We start from the raw sequence: 19138 nt of genomic DNA on the forward strand, positions 1-19138 counted from the left end.
ACAAAAACCAAATTAAGCAATATTAAAAACGCATTTTTTACATATTATATATTATTACAAACTTCCCTTATTTCAATTAGCGCCGGATAAAGCAAAAAAGGAAAATATCTATGTTTCAAGTATAACACAAGCAAAATAAATCTTCAACTCACTTAATTACATATAATTACAAACAAAAAGTAACATTTTAAAATATTAAAAAAATATTAAATTTTAAATATAATTTTGTACATTTGTACTGTTCCATCTTAACGACGAAACAAATATACGAACATTGTTCGTTTTTCAAAATAAAAACGAACAATTTATTCGTTTTTTTTTATAAATAACTTATAAACATATCAAAATGAACTATTTAGAATTCAAAGAAATCAGGAAGAAACTAAACATGAAGCAGGCTGATATAGCAAAATCTATAGGAGTAGGCACCAGAGCCGTGCAGTATTGGGAAAAAGGCGAACGAAAAATACCGGAAACAACGGCTTACTTTGTAACCAATTTACTGGTAAAACAACAGGAACTCAATGATGACAGTGCATCTCCGGTTGTTTTTTCAGATTTAAAGATCATGCATGTTCCATTGGCGAATCAATATGCACAAGCCGGTTATCTGAGTAATTTTGCTGATGAAGAATATATAGAAAGCTTACCGACTATTCCTTTTACGGACGATGTAGAACACAGAGGTGAATACATGTGTTTTGAAGTGAAAGGAGACAGCATGGATAACGGATCGTATGAAAGTTATCTGGAAGGTGACATTATCTTATGCAGAAACATCAGACAGGATTACTGGATGAGTAAGCTGCATTATGATAAGTGGGATTTTGTAATCGTTCACAAAGAGAAAGGAATTTTAGTAAAACGAATTGTTAACCATGATGTTGAGAAAGGCCTTATCACCCTTCATTCTCTAAATGAATATTATGAGGATTTCGAGATCCATCTGAAGGATGTTGCAAAGCTTTTCAATATTATAAGTACAAGACGTAAAAACAACAGAAGATAATTGCCTGAGTGAATAAAATCCTCAATTTCTTGAGGATTTTATCGGGGCCTTTCAGATAACGTAAGAGAGTCTAACAAATATATCTAGGTGTTTCTCTGATTATTTCACCTGTATCTTGGTTTACATCATAAACTTTACTGTTACTGTAACTTGGAAACCTTACCCATAGGATTCCCTTTTCATTAAATCCACTTGCACCATTTTTATCAAACTCTGACAGATTTCCTGGTATTGCAGGGGTTCTACCATCCTCAAGATAAATAAAACTTCCTACCTGCGGAAAAGGTGTTGTCAGATTCAAGCTCTTAGTCCATCGGCTTACGGACTGGCAAATACTTTCTCCTACATCACTAGGATTTGTTGGGTCCTTAAAACCCGCTGATACACAACAGGCATTTTTAACGGAATAAGGTGCTTTCTGAATTTTCCATTCCCCGGATTGAAACTCAATTGGACCTGACCAGTCTGAAACTCCGTTAGATAGGCAATATTTCCTTGCCCTTATGTATAAAAGAGTGTTATTATCAATCTTTCCAGTATTCATATCAACATATTCAGGCCAGGCATAAGTAAGGCCCACCTTTGAATAAATAATATTTTTAAATTCGGGATCTAACGCTATTTGATATTCCAGTGTAGCAAGGTCTGTATCGTCTCCTGAAAAATATACTTCTACCTGACCAAATTTATCTACCAAGACTCTTTCAATAGACGGAACTTTACAAGATGAAGGAATACACTTACCAATTTTAAAGGAACTTGTATCCTGGGCACTCACATTTCCTAAATCTAATTTTACCGTCAAATCGTAATTGCCCGGAGCTTGAATGATAGGAAGTTCTACTAATTTATTACTCTCAGGGTCTGGTATCTGATATTCCTCAGGTGAATGTCCTGTGATCCCGTAGTATGCAGTTGCCTTTTCTATTGGGGAAGAAGATATATAATCTATCTTAAATGAAATCTTGCATTGTGCTTCTGCCATTATATTATGTTTTTATTGTTATTATTATGTTTTTCATTAATATGTAAGGGGATGATTTGAACTCATAGAATTACCTGATCACCCCTTTTACAGTATCATACACAGAATCTGTCCCTAAGTTCATCTTCATTTATGTGCAGATACAGGATTGTGATTATTCTTGTACAACAGCACTCACATCCTTAAAATCAAACGCATCACTATCAGGATCAAAAACCATAAATCGGAATACATAGGTCCCATAATTCAAATTGGTAACTGTCACAGCTCGTGTATCAGCATCTATAAGTACCGCTCCAGCTGGTCCGCTTGTTTGAAGCCATGAATAAATAAGTTTTGCAGGATCACTATCATCAGGCTCTCCATTTAATGCACCTGTTCCTTTTAATATAAAAGACAGGTCACGCTGATGGAATTTAAATCCAGTTTCTGCTACAGCCGTAACAACAGGCTTAACACCCTCACAGCACTGCACTCCTTCTGAGAAGTCGATATTGTTTATTACAACAGATGTAGGTCTGTACCAATCTCTTATGGACAACCTTTGATAGCATCCGCCACCGGTCACTTCCACTCCTATCACCGGAATATTATTTGGATTAATATTAGAGTATTTGTAACTGATCTTACCATTTACAAGAGGCTGGGGAGTAAAATTTCCAGTCCCCAGAAAATCCCAACCGTAAGTATATTCTGTAAAGTAAGGTCCGGAAACTTCAATGTTTATTGTTGTTTCTGTTGAACCGTTAGCCGGATAATCAACTGTATAATTAACGTTCACTTTAGGTGGTGGAATAACCTTAATACGGCAGTTAGTTGCTTTATCATTTACAGTAAATGTAATATATTGACCATATAAGCTAGGGTTTACTAAATTCGGAGCAAAGGAATAGTTTCCATTTCCGGATCCAACAACACTAGACTCAGCACCAAGACTGGCTTTTACAACCCCATTCGCAGGGAATAGGTCAATAAAAGGTATAGAGTCGGCTGCAGAACAAATAATATCAGTTGCTAAACTTACCCGAACCGGAACGTCATACCAATCTCTTATTGCTGTACTTTGATTACATCCTCCACCTGTTACTTTCACCCCTATAACAGGAATATTTTTCAAATCCAGATTGGTGTATTTGTAACTGATCTTACCATTTACTGGATTTTGTGCGATAAACTGTCCCTGACCCAGGAAATCCCAGCTGTAATTATATTCTGCAAAGTATGGTCCGGAAACTTCAATGTTTATTGTTGTTTCTGTTGAACCACCACTTGGGTAATTAACAGTATACGCAAAATTAACTTTAGGCGGCGGAATAACCTTGATCTTACAATTAGTAGATTGTCCGTTTACAGTAAAGGTAATTTCCTGCCCATACAAAGTAGGATTCACTAAATTCGGAGCAAAGGAATAGCTCCCACCGCTGGATATAACACTAGCTTCAGCGCCAATACTGGCGGCCACAACTCCATTCTCAGGGAATACGTCAAAAGGTAAAGGATCTGCTGCAGAACAAATAACACTTGTTGGCAAGCTCAATCGAACCGGAGCATCGTACCAACCTCTTATAATAATGTCCTGAGTACATCCGTGACCACTCACACTCACCTTTATCAGTGGAATGTTTTTTGGATCCAGATTATAGAACTCATAGCTGACGTTTCCTTTTTCATCCGGTTGCTTGTTAATGACATGTCCATTATTCAGGAAATCCCAACTGTAAGTATAGTTTTCAAAACCTTCTCCGGAAACTTTAAGATGCAGTTCCGTTATTATCGACTCACCTTCCGGATAAAATACGTCAACAACCTCTATCTTTATTTCCGGTTGTGAAACAACTTTGATACTGCAATCAGTAGGTTTTCCGTTTACGGTAAAAGTAATTTCCTGACCACGGTACTGCTCTTCCACAGCCTTCGGATCAAAGAAATATTGTCCATTAATCAATTTCACGCCGCTACCAACACTTGCTTTTACAATCCCATTTATAGGAGACACCGTAAAAGGTATAGGCTTGGATTCAGCACAAATAACAGACTCCGGCAAACTTAATTTAACAATAGCTTTTGGGGTACAGCATATGTATGGAAGTGAAAAATCCGCAATCACTTTTGGATTTCTTATAGAATCATACACCATGATAAAAGTACCTCGCCTTTCAACGCCTCGTTTATGCTCTAATCCTGAGTTCTTTTCTACATATTCATTGAAATAAGCTTTTGACAGATCTTTATTGCCTACCAATTCTTCTAAAGATAAAAGCATGATATCAAATCCCAGTTGCTGCTTATCCCTGATTTCCTTTATCTGCTCAAAAGCTATTCGGTGGTCCATCCCCTGATGACCTTCTATATTATAAAACGAATTGTTATCTATATTGAGATTTAAAGGTTTTTCTTTTTCAAACAGACCTATCGATACCCACTCCGTATCAAATGTTAAATTATTTCCAGATGACCGATTGCTTGTTTTATCAAAATTCCATTTTTTTAAAAATTCTTCTGTAGCCTGGTAGTAAAAAGGAATTGCCTTATTGCCCAGGGGATTTAATTTTTGTGATGGAGTAATTTTAACCCGTTCTTTATTTTTAATAATAGTATCAGGATCAAAACGTCCCACTTGCTGATTAAAACGATTGATTAAGGTTTTAACTTTTTGGGTCGCTTTTTCATCGTCTAAAGCAGGTGAATTATAAAACTGATGTCTTGAGAAATCCAACTGAACATCTGATATTATTTTCCCAAGCATGATGTGTTTAGGAAAAGATGCAAAATCCGGAAAACAGTTAGTAAATGCTTTAGGAAGTAATTCTATAATTTCAGAATAGGTATCCATCAAATCCTTTATCACATCATAAGTATACTGAAAACCTGTTTCCTGATTAATAACTCTGTCTAGTGATACTTTGAAAGATTCATAGCTGGCACCTGGAATTCTTAAAATTTTAGCGATTGCTGCGATTTTTTCAAAAATACTCTTCCCATAATCAGCTTTATCTATCGCCTTGATATACATCTTTTTTAAATCAGAGACTTCCACCTTGTTTTTTGTAACAAACCGTTCTAAAATAATACGGTTTTGTTTTACAGGCTCCATGATATCTTCTATAAACAAAGGATGAGGCTGAAGACGATCTTGTCTTTTAGGTTTAACTACACCTGTTACGGGGTCAGGCAGAGAAAAACCTTCTTCTCCAAGAATATGAGTGATACCACTTGCTGTAGTAACTAATACTTTAAGGTTTCTTATCTGCTGTATTCCATGATTATCACAGTCAACACCTCTACAAGGTTTAACTTCTTTTTCATAATCCTCCAAATACAGCAGCAAGTACTTGCCTTCTAAATTGGTAAGATTATTAATCGTTTGAAAATCAGTCTTGGCTTCCTGAGCTGTGGCCAGTTCCCATAGTTCAATCTGCTCACTTCCTTCGTAAAATGCCGGATATTTTACTTTAAAATTATCGTATCCTTTAAAGTGGGTAAAGCTTTTATTTTCCAGATCCACGGTTTTCAGATCACTCATGTACAAGTCTTCACTCGTCTTGCTGGTAGTATTCAGGGTGAGTAAATCTCCGTCGGTGGTAATTGCCGCTCCCTGTGAAAGCTGTATGCTGCTCAGCAGCCTGTTTTTATAAATAAGTGTTGGTTTGAGACCGCATACAATACCTACTCCCTGCAGCAGTACTCTGGACAAACGGTCCTGATCTTCGAAAAAGTCCAGAAACTCATTGAACTGATCCGGATCTTCTATATACTGTCCTTTACTGAATTTTCGATATTGAACTGATATATTACTTAATTGATTCTTCATTGTAATTCATTTTTTATGATTGTATTAAGCTGGTGTAATAACTTCTCAGACAGAAACCTGCCTAAGAAGTTATTGTTATTATTAAGGAATGTTATAACCCAGCTCTTGAAGCGCACCAACAACTTTACTCAAGTAGTTTTCAGGAGTATCTCCATCAGGAACATTATATTTGAATTTTACTTTTCCTGCTGCCACTTCGGATTGAAGGTTGAACTGCGAAGGATAAGAAGCATTAGAACCGTTTTCTACGGCCTTCATAAGCTCCTGGAATCTGGCATCCCCATCTACCTGGAACACTATTCCTCGGTAATAATTAGGATTATTTGTCCCAAAATTGTTCGCAATTCTGGTTTTTAAAGCCTGAATATCATTTGAGAAACCATTTGTTCTAGGAGTAATTGACTGATAACTATGGTAGATTGAGTCTGCCTCATCCTGGAAAACCATCACAATTACATTACCTTCTGCCGCTGTTTGATTTTCCATATTTAAAAAATCAAATGTTCTTTCTGAACCTCTGGAGACTACCTGTACTTTCTCATCATAGGCTACAGAATCATTTCCATATAAAGGCAATAATCTGTTTTTAAGTAAGGTGGCTTTCATCGTTTCCAATGGTCTTAAAGTTGAGTTCATAGAACCGGAAGAATCGAAATAAATGAATATTCTGGTATTTTTGTTAATAACCAATTTTAATGTAATAGGAGTAATCGTAAATGTTGTACTGCATCCATTCTGATTTTTAACCGTTAAAGTAGGTCTGAAAACATCTTCCTGACCCGCTACTCCTAATGAGTACACATGAGTCACTGTACCATTATTCGGCACCTGGCTGCCTGATGAATTATCACCAAAATTCCAGTTATAAGTGTATCCAGCTTGATGACCGCTAACATTAAATGTAACTGTTGCTTTTGGATCATTGACATCTTCACCATAGACCACTTCTCCAACAGTAACGTTAATTACAGGTTCTGCATAAACTACCATGGTAGATTCCACAGGCTCATCATTAACGGTAAAGGTGATCGTCTGTCCAAAATAAGTTGAGTTAACCAACCCTGGATCAAAGAGTTTCTGTCCTCCGGATTGTGTCACTGCAGGAATCTGAGTCCCATTTACAAATGCTTTCACCTGAGCGTCTAACGGAACGAGTGTCATCTCTACCGCAGGATCTCTTTGACATAACTTGTTTGCCGGTAATACCAAAAATACAGGATCCTTTTTAGAACAACATAAGTACGGTAATGAAAAGTCTGCAAGAACCTGGTTATCAGTTTCCGAATTATAAATCAAAGCAAAAGTTCCACCCGGCTCTACACCAGCTACATGTTCAAGACCTGGTTTTCGCTCTAAAAATTCGCTTAAAAGTTCACTGACAACATCTTTTTTAGGATCTTGTTTTACAACGGTAATTCCTTCGGATGATCCTTCTTTTGAGAATTCAGCCTGGTTCAGCAACCTTAACTGTTCGTCCAGCTTAGAAATGTTCAGCAAAGTATTCTGTGAATTGAGTGTCCTGTTGCTGACATCACTGGAAATGGATATCAATTGTTTTCTCAACTCTTCTATGGATACTGTTTTTTCTCTGATTGGCGGCTCACCACCAGGTTTTTCACCTTTATTCAGGACCAATGCAATGACATCAAAAGCTAATCCGTATTGTGTTTTAAGATCATTGATATTTTGCAATGCTGTTTTATAAGGCATTCCCAGATGACCTTCAATTCTATAGAAGTCATTATTGTCAATGTTATAATTCAGCGGATTCTGAATAAAGTCTTCTCCTGCTAAATTGGCTGTATGATAGCTTAGATTGTAAGCGGCCCTATCGGTTTTTGCTTTTTCAAAGTTCCATTGAGCCAATAAGGATTTATCTACATTATAGTAATATGGGATTGCTTTATTCCCCAATCTTACATTCAGATTTGAAGGTGTAATTTTGATACGTCCGATATAGGATTGAAACCCATTGACTTTCTGCACAAAACGATTGGCCAACATGACAACTCTTTCATAATTCTCGTCATCATTGGTAGTGACTGGTGAATTATAAAAACCGTGACGTAAAGGGGTATATCCTCCTAGTTCCTGTTTTGCTCCAACATGTCCTAACATAAGATGTTTAGGAAATGAAGTAATTTCCGGACAGCATTCAGCATTCAGATGCAGAATCAAACCTTTTATTTCATTGTAGGTATCAATCAAGTCTTTTAGTAAATCATATCGGTATTGATAGTCTTCCAAGCCTGGAGAAGTGTTTGACAGTAAAGGATTTAATTTATCAAAGAGCGTCTGCCCGCCCAGATTCATATTTACATTAAAAACTCCCGCAATAGAAGTAAATCCATCACTTAATTCTGCAACAGTACTGATGGCACCGTTGAATTTTGTTTTTAGTTGTGGAGCTGTTTTAACAAGCGTATCCAGAATAACTCTTTTGGCTTCAATGTTAGGTAAACTGTCAAAAAGTTTTTCAAACGTATTATGAAGTTTATAAATTGTGTCTTTTGCATCTCCTTTGGTAATAAGCTCTGAAACAGATGCTGAATCTGCAAGAAGCACTTTAAGATTAGAAACCTGCTCAGCTCCGTTATTGTCACAATCAGCATCCTGGCAAGGATTCTCATCATTGGAATAACTTTCTAAATACAGAATTACAATTTTATCATTCAATGAGTTACGAATATCTATTACCTGTTTAAAATCACCGGCATTAGCCCCTTCGTTCACCAACTGTCTATACTCTTGTACTGTAAACAATTCTAAAAGAGGGATTTGCTGTCCTCCGATACGAAAATGCTCATATCCAACGACATCAATATAATTTCTATAATATCTGTAATTTTTTACCTGAAAGTCAATAATGGCCTCTGATCTTTTACTTTCTGCCTGACGCAGTGTTATTAAGTCTCCATCCGTAGTCACCCCGGCTCCTTGTGTAATTGCAATCGTATCAAAGGGAATCTCAAGATCTCTATCTCCGGGTCTGGAAGCCTTTTCTGTTAAAGTAGGTGAGATTTCAAGTTCCACATAATTCGATTGAAAACCACACACTACCCCCACTCCACTTAAACGGGTTCTTGATAGTCTGTCCTGATCTTCGAAATAATCTATAAATTCGTTTAATTGCCCTTCTGTTAACGCCTGATTGTCGTTGAACTTTCTATATTGGGTTGTTACATTGTCTAATTTAGTATTCATTATTTTTCAATTTTTTTTGATAAGTTGGATTGTCCTAATATGATTTTTCCGTCCAGAATGTCACTATCATTGGCGTCACAATCCAGGAGTCTTCCAGGTCGATAAATATTGTTCAAATGGCTAAGAGCAGTCAGTAAATCTGTAATGCTGTTTCCGAGATTCACAATATTGTTTCTTGACTTATCTGAAAGGTATTTTTTAAAAGCCACTTCAAACTCTGCCAAATCGTTTTGAGCGGTTTGTTTTTCACTCAAACGATCTCCCACCCAGCAAATTTTCGCTAAAACATGAGCCGGAATTTCCTGTCTGATAACGGTTTCTGCGTAGCGTCTGAAATCAGGATCCTGAAAACGATAAGCAAACCCCGGAAGGACAACACTTACTCTGTAAGAATAAGGGTCAAACACATCTGTTTCACAACCTTCTTCACAAGAAGACATTAACGCTTCTGAATATTTTATCGGACCTGTTGGAAGATCTTTTTCATCAAGATCATACATCACTTTAAAAGTACTCCCGATAGACATACAGCCAATACCTCCCATGAGTTTATAATCTTTAGTGGTTGGCTTTAATAATAAATGCTCTACAAGGAAAATACCTTCTTCTGTAAATTCATATTTGAAATACTTCACCGTAGTTCTAATTCCTTCTATCAAATCTTCCGGCTTTGAATAAGGATTTGTTTTTTTGTGTGTAGCAATTACATTTTGCTTAACAGGATCATCTACAATCTCGAAATAATAATTACCTCCCTGTGAAAAACGAATGATTATATTTCCAATTAAACGGTTATGCTCAATGGGTTCTTTCAATGCATTTTCAAGGTCTTCTTCATCAATCTGAATGGTCTGATAAATCGCATCATTCAGGTTTTTGATAGCAATATGCTCAGTTGTATAACTATTTACAGAGGATAAGACAATATTGTTACCGGCATCTTTTATTTTCCAGGTATATGTTTTTTTACCTGCATTGTCTATTGTTTCAATGATGGAGACCGGCGATTGGGATAAGTTTCTCTGGTTGTAATTTTTAATTCCCAGCAAACGGGCTATTCTTTTCTGAACACCGGAAATATTACTGGTATTCCAAATATCTAAATCACCAATTAACGTGTAATTACACCCTAATCCTCTGTCTTTACTTAATGATGAATACTCTTTCAGGAAGTTTTCTTTGTTGCTCAAAACAATTTCATCGGTAGATTTCCCATACAATGATTTCATTAGGAAAGTATAATCGCTGAATGTTTCGGCAAAACGGGAGATCAGATGGTCCAACACTTCATTTCGGCGTTCCACACTATTATCCAACTCTTCATACAACGAATCTGTAAGCTGATCATCACTCTCAGTATCATATTCAGAAACCAGTTCATCAAAACCTTTAATATTCTTAATAGCCTGTGTGAAAAAGGTTCTTTTTAACTTACCATTGATGCTTAATACTTCTTTTACTTTTTCAAGGTGTTTGAAATATCCGGCAAGGATCTGATCAAAAAACAGTAAATACCCTTTCATTTGTTTGGCCAGGGCTTCTCTTTCCGGGGATTGATTCCCAATAATACCTGACTCTCCTACTCCATAGGTATCCGGAAATTCATTCAGAATAGTAGCATAGTTCGCTATATCATATGACGTTCCCTGTGGTAAAGCCAATTCTTTATTCTGTCTTGCATCCTCTCTCAGTACTTCTTCTTCTCTTTTAAGAGTTTCTAAGTAATCCTGAACTTTTTTGTCATTGATATTTAACGGAAGAGATCCTTTACTATAACTGAATGAACTCAGCTCGCACAGTTCCGGTTTTCTGCCTTTTTCAATACAGATCAGCCAATCGTTATTCTGTTTGATGATGTTATCACAACCTGCAATAGAAACGTCATGAATTTCTTTAACCCCTTCAATCTTCATGATCTCACTAATGATATCGGAAAGACGAACTTCTGTTCTTAACTGACTGTTTTTAAGTTCTTCAGTATCAATAAAGCCATTATCCAAAAGAGGTCCCTCAAAGATCTGATCTGTAGTAAGACCTTTATCGAGCATTTGTTTCAGTGAATAAAAATGAACATCCGGAGACAGATAATTATTGATGGCCCTGAGTACTTTAGCATGTACCAGTTCTTCATCTGCTTTGCTGACAAGTCCAAGACGGGCGCATACTGCCACTTTCTGGATTTCAACTTCTTTAATTTCTGCCAGATCTTCGCACAGGCTTCTATTGGCGTGGTAACTGTCTAATATTTTGATATTAACGTTAGATTTTTCGCATCCGATACCATCTGTATCAATATCTTCAGCATAGTCTACATACAGGTCATACAATCCTTTTACGGTAAAGCTTTCTGTCTTGTCTCCAATAGGTTTAAAGTCTAAATCCCCGGTTTTGCAGTCAACGTATAATTTTTCATTTTTAGGAACTAACCAACAGTTACGGATCGGTCTTGTAAGACTTCCTGCCATGTTAATATCTATAAACAGCTTTCTGTAGTCCAGTTCGTTTAAAGGTCTTGAAGGTAAAATTTCTGCAGCCTTTAAAAACTGGGTATGAATGTCTGTTTTTACATCATCAGATGTTAAGATATCTTCCATATTCAGGTTCATCCTCATGCCAAGATCCGTTATGGCATAACTTAAAACTTCCAAAGTGGTGATCCCAGGATCATGAGAGTTATAATCGGTCCAGAGTTTTCCTCCTAACTGTTCTATGTATTCAATTCCTGTTTTGCGTAGAAAATGAAAATCTGTCTGATCCCCGGTTTCTATATTTTTTGATATACTAATATGTTTATTTTCTGACATGATTATGTTTCTTCTTATTTATTATTAAATACATACCTGCTCTGTAATAGTGACATTGTGCTGCTTGGCAGATACCAGAATTGATTTGGGATCTACTTCGATTAAAGATTTCCTTTGCGGTACATTGTTCACCAATATTTTAATATCATCAATGTAGTCTACATAATGCAGCTGCTCCAGATAGTTAACCAACTGATTAACATTCAGCTCTACATTAAAATCAATATTTTCAGAGTCTGTAAATGCCCAGGGCGATATGTATTTTTTAATATCTTCGTCCAGCTGTTTGGTGTAAAATGTTTCGTCATACTGCTCAAAGAACTTGACCTTTGTTTCTACTTTTGCTTCTTTATAATTGGGATTAATCACCTGAGCGGTCACATGCATTGTATTTAATTCATTTACATAATTTTGAATTTTATTCAACGAAGCTCTGCTTACTCTGGGCTGATACACGTCAAAAGCATTTTTATTTTTAATATTCGGAACCACCATCAGGGTTACATGGCCCGGAGCCATATAGGATTTTTCAGAAGTATGATTTAAACATTTCACCTTAAAAACTTCCGGGAATTCCTGTAATACCAAATGTTCGTAATCCCATTGTGTAATGGCTCTGTGCTTGTGTCTTAGTCGCTCACTCACACGTCTGTAAAACTCCGTATCTGTTTCTTTGTATTTACCGTCAAACGAGTTATAAGGCTGGCTGACTGATTTTACCTGAGGAACTCTGGAGATCAGCTTAGCAATGGTTTTTGCTTCCAATCCGTTATTAAGATGAGACAGATCATTGTTCTGATTCTGGAATGTTGCTAAAACAGCCTGAGTATAGATTCCCTGAATTTTACATACTGCATCATAGCTTCTTTGTGATTTTGCTCTGATCCAGACTAATCCGTCGGTAAATCTTGTATGGCTTTTGTCAGCATCCTTAGGTACTTTGAACTTGACAATCCCTGATTCCAGGAACTTTCTGGTCTCATTCTGCAGCATATAATCCGATAAACTCATCCATGTATTGTTTGAAAGGATATGCCATTCTATAAATTCTTTTTCCAGGAAAGTATCCACTAAAGGATTTTCACTTCCTTCCAGCATTTGAATTAATAGTGAAACTGTGGTCTGAGGCATTGCTTCCAAACCGATGTACAGTTCACCTCCATTTTGGTGCACGGGTACAATGCTGTTGGTTTCAATTTCTTTTTCATACTGCCCGAATACATCTTCATGATACAGTTGTACTTCTTTATTTTTTGAAGCCTCTCCGGCAGATTTTCTTTCTAAGTACGAATACACATTTTCTTTTGCACTGTAATTCAGCTCTATGTCTTCAGCAAAAGGAATATATGGCTCGTTGGGAATAAGCTTTTTAAAAGTCGGATTACTTGATAATGCCAATGTATACAGTTTAGGATACACATCCTGTAATGATGACTGATTAAGTGTTACCTTGATCGTTTCACTTGTTCCGGCCTTATTACTTGCATTATTTACAGAAAACCGGATTTTATAAGCATCTTTTTCTTTACTGAAAACATCAATATCATTGGCCTTTTCGTACCAGATTTCATTATCCAGCAATGCAACATCAGCTTTAAAGTAACCATCAGAACCTACGATTGATGAGTTTTTTAAGCCTTCAAAATCGGTTAAACTTATGTTTTGATTAGGTTGAATAACATATCCGCCGTATAAATCTTTTATAGAGTCCGGGGCATTCTTCCAGTTGATCGTAATGTCTGCATTTTGCCATTTTTTGGAAAACATTTCAGGACATTTGATATAAAAATTAGATCCTTTAACAGGTTGCGCGGTGAAAGGATAGTAAGGCTTTTCTGAATTTAATGTCCCATTATCATTTTCTATCTGAATTGATTTTACTCCTTTTACATCAACTGCTATTTCTATATTTTTTATCAGTTTTTCTGAAAGAGCTTCGTACATATCGTAGTACTTTCCTCCTTCAATCATCAACCTTACAACAGGGAAACTGGTTTGAAATGTTTCTGCCAGCACTTCTTTATTGTATTTTACAACTGCCGGGAACTCTTTAGGTAATGTAATAGAAAGCTCTAATCTTTCTTCTTCGTTTTTAATACATGTTAAAACAGCACCTGACAACCATTCTTTCTCCCCGCTGCAAAGCACTTTGATATTATTTTTAATATCTGTTTTTGAAAGATTTTGTAATTTCTGGGTTGAATTTTTATTAAAATCAATCTTAAGGGTGATTGTACGTTCTCCTTCTTTTAAATCTAATAATGAAGAGGCAATTGAAAAGCCCAGTTTGGCTTTTGGAAGTTCCTTATAGATAGATTTATTTGAATCGGTTTCATCAGAATTATATCCAAACGGCCACCAATAGTTGCTTTCGTCCGGTAATTTATCTCCCAAACCGTCGGCAGAGTTGGCCACGGGAGCCATTTTCAGTTCTCTCTTTTCAACGTCATTTAAGAAGCTTTTGATCTCAACTACTTTTGCCTGATTGGCAATAATTTCATCACCTGTTTTGTAGATTCGTTTTTTTCCGTCAGCATCTTTATTCCCATCCAGTAATGTACCGGCTGGAATTTTTTCCTGAATCGCTTTTTTGGCAAGTTCAAAAATGACATAGACTTTGTCTGATTTGGCTTCACTTTTCTCAATTTGAAGAATTTCGTTGTAGTAGAAATCCAAATGTCTTTTCGTCAGATTATTGAAGGCTTTTTTTGAGAAATCTAATAATTTTAAAAAGCAGACAAATAATGTCAGGTGGGGAGTCAGGCTGCTATCCTGTTCAAACTGGGATATAAGATCTGTAACCTGTTTTTTCATACTTTTATACTCAACGCTTTCTCTACGTGGGATAGCCTTGCCATCATCACCCAGGAAGAAGTTCCCCCATTTTCCTTTTGGTGCTGTATTATCATCTTTGTCAAAATAGTTTACATGACTTGCAAAATTGTTTGCGAATAATAGCCAGTCAAACAAATCGAAATCGTGTAACTCAAGATTCCCAGGATCTAATTCTGCTAAAAAGCGCTGCATTTGTGATTTTCCTTCACGATAATGTGAAAATGTATCTGTTTTTTTCATTTGTTTATATTTATCTTTCTATGGTCAGATGCAATACTTATTGTAGTGTTTGGTAGTATTCAAAATGGCTACAGACATCCCGTAATTCATTATATTTCGGTAGCTTCTCCTTTGTAAAAAGGGAAAACCATATTGCTTCTTGTATTAGTATTTCTTACTTCGTAGTCAACTTGTATCAAAACTTCTCCCTCAAGCTCTTCCTGGGTATCAATTTCAATACTTAGAATGTTGATTCTGGGTTCATGATATAAAATAGCACGTTCAACGATTCCTTTCATTTGGGTAATCAGCGTTAAGTCCAGAGGTTTAAAGAGCATATCCTGCAAGTCACACCCGTAATTTGGGAACATGACACGTTCGCCAGGGCGTGTTGACAATAAAATCTTAAGGCTGTTATTGATGTCTTCCACATCTGTGGTCATGGCCAGTTTTCCTTCAGTTTCGTTAAACTCAGGCGGAAAACTCCAGCCTGTTCCTAAAAAATCTGTATTTATTTTCATACGTTAATTTGTTATATTGAATGTTCACATCCTGCATCTGTAGCATAGAGTTTTGGTTATTCTAACCGCTTTGTTATTGATGTTTTACTTTTTTATTTTTAGCCAGATCTTATTTATAGGGTAGCTTATGATTGTATTAAAAGCAGCCTTCAATATTATCCGCCAATTAAAACAGTAGCTTCACCCGCGGTTATCACTCCTCCATGAGCGGTAGAATCACCCATTCTTGCAGCAGGTTTCCCACCTATTAAAACACTTGAAGATCCTGATGCAATGGTGTCCGGTGGTCCGGTACATACTGCTTTGTCTCCTTGTCTTGCTGCAGGCATTCCGCCGATAAGCACCGTGGGTTCTCCTGCCGGAATTATAGGGCCTCCTACATGGGGAACAGTTCCCGTTACCATAGGACAGGTATGCATATCTGTAATTCTTGCTGCCGGTTTCATGATTATTAATTAATTTTAACTTGAGATCCTTTTACTACTGTTACGGCTCCTGATTTAAGCTCTGAACCGGAACTTCCTTCTGCTTTGAATTGAGCACTTGCTTTTACATTGATATTGGTTCCTTCCATATTAATGTCTCCTTTTGCTTTGATCTTGATATCTTTTCCGCTTTCCATACTGATACCGTCTTTATTAAGGGTAAGTGTATTAGAATGCTCATCTTTTATTGTAATGACATCTGCATCTTCGTCTACAATCACTTTTTTACCTTTTGGTGTTTCCAGTGTGTACGAAATTTTGTCGTCATTAAAGATCATTTTCATTTCGCTTCGGGTAACAAATCCTTTTTCGTGATTATCGTCAGAAGCTACAATAGGCGCTGGTTTGGCACTGCTGTTCAGCATTCCAAGTACAACGGCATCATTGGGATCATCATTAATAAATCCGATGATAACCTCATCTCCGATTTCAGGTCTGAAGAACGATCCTCTGTTTTCACCGGCATCAAGGGTGGCAATACGTGCCCAGATTCCTTCTTCCTCATTATTAATGATGGGAATCTGTACCAGAATTCTGTCTTCTCCGTCCGGATCTGATTCCAGTTGTGATACTACTCCCACATGCAATCCGCTTATGGCGGGCATAATTCCTGAACCTGGCTTCTCACTTACATCATAAGTTTCGGAGAACCATGTTGGAGAAAGTCCGAATTGAGCATCTACCAGCCAATTTCCTTCGGCGATTTCATGACGGACACCGGTTACGTATATTTTCCCGTTGAATCGGTTTCCTACTCCTTGCAGGGTTAACGAAACTCCTGGTTTGACAGCCGGGATTCCCTGGAATTGTACTCTTCCTCTTGTTTTGGCTAGTTGCTGGAAAGTTGCTTTGGCATCACTCCATTCCTGCAGCTCACTTTGAGTAAGATTTCCACCATGCTTCAGTTGCAGGTCTTCAATTCCGAAGACATCTGCCAAATCACCTGATGAAAGGTTTCCATTGAGTTTTATTGCTGGATCCTGAGCTTCCACTTCTGTCAGTTCCTGATCGGTATAGCTCCATGTTTTGGCGGTAATTTTGCTGAATTGGTCTCTGGCATCAATTTCTCCATCAAATTCATGGACGGATGATCCGTAAACCACTGTTTCTACAGTTTCAGCGCTAAAATCAGGTTTAGTAATTTTAATAGTTCCATCTTCAACGAAACAAAGTTTGCCGTTTGCCTGCGCTCTGGTTAACATAAAATCCCAATCAGAAGCCTGATACTGCACCAATTCCTTGTGTGAATTTGAAGTAGCTTCCACATCGGCCGTAAGCCCGTTATTACTAATAAGTTCTTCCATGACATCACTGTCTGTGCTTTCGTAGAAGTACTTACTTTTTCTTCCTAAGGTCATTTTTACAGCCTTATCTCTGCATTCTATGATGAGGTAAGAAGAGCCGTTTCTGATTTTTATGTTGTGCTTTACCACAACTCCTTTAAAGATGGTTTCTTCTTCGGAATGGTATCCGGCGGTAATCTCGATTTCTTTTCCAGGAATTAACAGATCTTCATTACTGAGCTTGAAATCCTGCTCCGGCACACTTCCGTCTAAAATAACAATGCGTGCATAAGGAATTCTGTTGACTTCTTTTTCCACGACAATGCTTTTCACCCCGTATTTCCCCGGCAGTTCTGTTCCTCCAGACATCACCTTATGGGTGACTAAATCTGGATTTTTTGCTGTTTGTATGTATCCGCTATTATTCATATTATGAAACTTTTTCTAATGGCGGAAAGAATAATTCCTGACCTGGTTTTAACTGTCTGAAATTAACAAGGTTATTCACTTTAGCTACCTCCAGATAGTATTTGGAATCTCCATAAATTCTTTCGGTCATTAATGGCAGTGTATCGCCGGCTTGTACTGTTCTTTTATGGGTAAGATCCGGTGATTCCAGTTTTTCGATTTTACTGGCAAGCTTCGGACTTGTTGATTCACTGAATATTGCCTTTCCTATAGCTCTTAATGGCTGGCCTTCGTTGTCAAATAACTTATATTCTATCGTTAGTTCAGAAAGCACTCCTTTAAATTCAAAACTTCCCCAATTAAGGATAACATTATAGGGTTTATGAATAGAGCCTTCGAGCTCACCTGTCGCCTTATAAAAATCTTTAATCTGTTTTGTTACCGCTGTTTTCGCAAATGATTTTCCTTTAATTTTATTGATCAGTTTAATACCGGAATTCGCTTCTGTAACTCCTGTCCCATCAAATAGAAATTCTAATTGTAAATCAGGTGATGCTGATGAGGTATATCCTAAATTAGGTTTAGAATTACCATCTGCCTGGTCTGCATTATATTTCGTTTTATAGGTCATTGAAAAACCTGTGGGATTGATAAAAGCTTTAAAAGCACCGCTCTGAACTCTTTTGTCATAATCAGAATTTTCGTATGTTCCGATAGTCAGTTTTTGAATTGCTCCTCTCATTATCTTTCTTTTTTACGTTGTTCTATCTTTGCTGCCTGCTCTACACTTTCACTGATGGCACGCATGAGCAATGCTTCATCTACCGATACGGCAGTTGTTGTAGCTGCTGCTTTTTCGTCCACATTTATTTTAATGTGAAGCTCTTTTATTTCTATTGGCATTTCGTTTGTTTTTTAATCGATCATTAATATTCAAAACACTAATAACCAATGATTTAACATGTTTATTTTTAAAAATCAAAGCACATGAAGGGTGTGTTCAGTCTCTGTTATAGACCAATCTGTTATTTTTTATGAAAAAAGATTTGGGTAAAATTTATCTTTAAACTAACACACGTTCAGGTGCTTAGATTTGATTTAGAAATTACAAGCCTAAGCTTGCTAACGATGAGGGTATTGTGAAATATCTATATTTCAGTTCTATTGTTTCAATAGCAAGTTTGCTTTCTTCTGCGTTGAATTCTGACACTTCCCATCTTACGGGGTATGCTCCAACTACATTCCAAACCATTAAAGGTGCTGTAGACTGAATTCCTCCTGAAAGAGTAATGATCAGGTCTCTGGGTTCAAACTGGAAGTTTTCCATCGCATTTCTGCACCAGCTTATCAATCCGGAACTTACGATTAACCCACGCTTAAGAACTAAATTAGGATATTTCGGTCTCAAAGGAAGCTGATGGGTAAACCTATTTTCGCCACCTTCAGCATATTCTTCAGTCCCAATTTCTGTTGATAAACCGGATATAGATTGAAATCTGGAGTCAATACCCTCTGTTGTTGAGATCCCATTAACAATAAAAGAGAAACTGGTTGGAGGATATAAAAGAGCCATG

General features: G+C 36.9%; 12 protein-coding genes. 1 reads left to right on the plus strand and 11 read right to left on the minus strand.

Annotated elements, in window-relative coordinates; all coding sequences use genetic code 11:
- The first annotated feature begins 346 nt into the window (after positions 1-346).
- Positions 347-1009: a S24 family peptidase gene (locus AC57AW_RS17905; protein ID WP_318849144.1), complete on the plus strand. Its 663-nt coding sequence runs from the start codon at positions 347-349 to the stop codon at positions 1007-1009.
- 70 nt (positions 1010-1079) lie between these two features.
- Here the strand turns inward: AC57AW_RS17905 and AC57AW_RS17910 are convergent, their stop codons facing one another.
- The 11 genes from AC57AW_RS17910 to AC57AW_RS17960 all read right to left on the minus strand — a co-directional run bounded on the left by AC57AW_RS17910 (position 1080) and on the right by AC57AW_RS17960 (position 19137).
- Positions 1080-1994, minus strand: a complete 915-nt coding sequence (locus AC57AW_RS17910) for a hypothetical protein (RefSeq protein WP_496352966.1) — start codon at positions 1992-1994, stop codon at positions 1080-1082.
- Positions 1995-2148: 154 nt separating this feature from the next.
- Complete coding sequence (locus AC57AW_RS17915) at positions 2149-5805, minus strand: PKD domain-containing protein (protein WP_496352967.1); 3657 nt, start codon at positions 5803-5805, stop codon at positions 2149-2151.
- A gap of 81 nt (positions 5806-5886) precedes the next feature.
- Entirely contained in the window at positions 5887-9009 is a 3123-nt protein-coding gene (locus tag AC57AW_RS17920) for a PKD domain-containing protein (protein WP_496352968.1), read from the minus strand.
- Positions 9009-11813, minus strand: a complete 2805-nt coding sequence (locus AC57AW_RS17925) for a baseplate wedge protein (RefSeq protein ID WP_496352969.1) — start codon at positions 11811-11813, stop codon at positions 9009-9011. Before AC57AW_RS17925 ends, AC57AW_RS17920 begins: the two co-directional genes overlap by 1 nt.
- A gap of 24 nt (positions 11814-11837) precedes the next feature.
- Entirely contained in the window at positions 11838-14888 is a 3051-nt protein-coding gene (locus AC57AW_RS17930) for a baseplate J/gp47 family protein (RefSeq protein ID WP_496352970.1), read from the minus strand.
- Positions 14889-14977: 89 nt separating this feature from the next.
- Complete coding sequence (locus AC57AW_RS17935) at positions 14978-15388, minus strand: GPW/gp25 family protein (RefSeq protein ID WP_318849150.1); 411 nt, start codon at positions 15386-15388, stop codon at positions 14978-14980.
- Positions 15389-15543: 155 nt separating this feature from the next.
- A complete protein-coding gene (locus AC57AW_RS17940; RefSeq protein WP_318849151.1) occupies positions 15544-15834 on the minus strand; it encodes a PAAR domain-containing protein in 291 nt (96 codons plus the stop codon).
- 5 nt (positions 15835-15839) lie between these two features.
- Entirely contained in the window at positions 15840-17585 is a 1746-nt protein-coding gene (gene vgrG, locus AC57AW_RS17945) for a type VI secretion system tip protein VgrG (RefSeq protein WP_496352971.1), read from the minus strand.
- Position 17586: 1 nt separating this feature from the next.
- Positions 17587-18306: a CIS tube protein gene (locus AC57AW_RS17950; protein ID WP_496352972.1), complete on the minus strand. Its 720-nt coding sequence runs from the start codon at positions 18304-18306 to the stop codon at positions 17587-17589.
- The gene (locus tag AC57AW_RS17955) at positions 18306-18467 is read right to left on the minus strand and encodes a DUF5908 family protein (RefSeq protein ID WP_318849154.1); all 162 of its coding nucleotides are present in this window, start codon (positions 18465-18467) and stop codon (positions 18306-18308) included. Before AC57AW_RS17955 ends, AC57AW_RS17950 begins: the two co-directional genes overlap by 1 nt.
- 202 nt (positions 18468-18669) lie before the next feature.
- Entirely contained in the window at positions 18670-19137 is a 468-nt protein-coding gene (locus AC57AW_RS17960) for a phage tail protein (RefSeq protein WP_318849155.1), read from the minus strand.
- Position 19138 lies beyond the last annotated feature (1 nt).

The organism is Chryseobacterium sp. BGA-UO-ETr-SB22, from assembly GCF_059567885.1.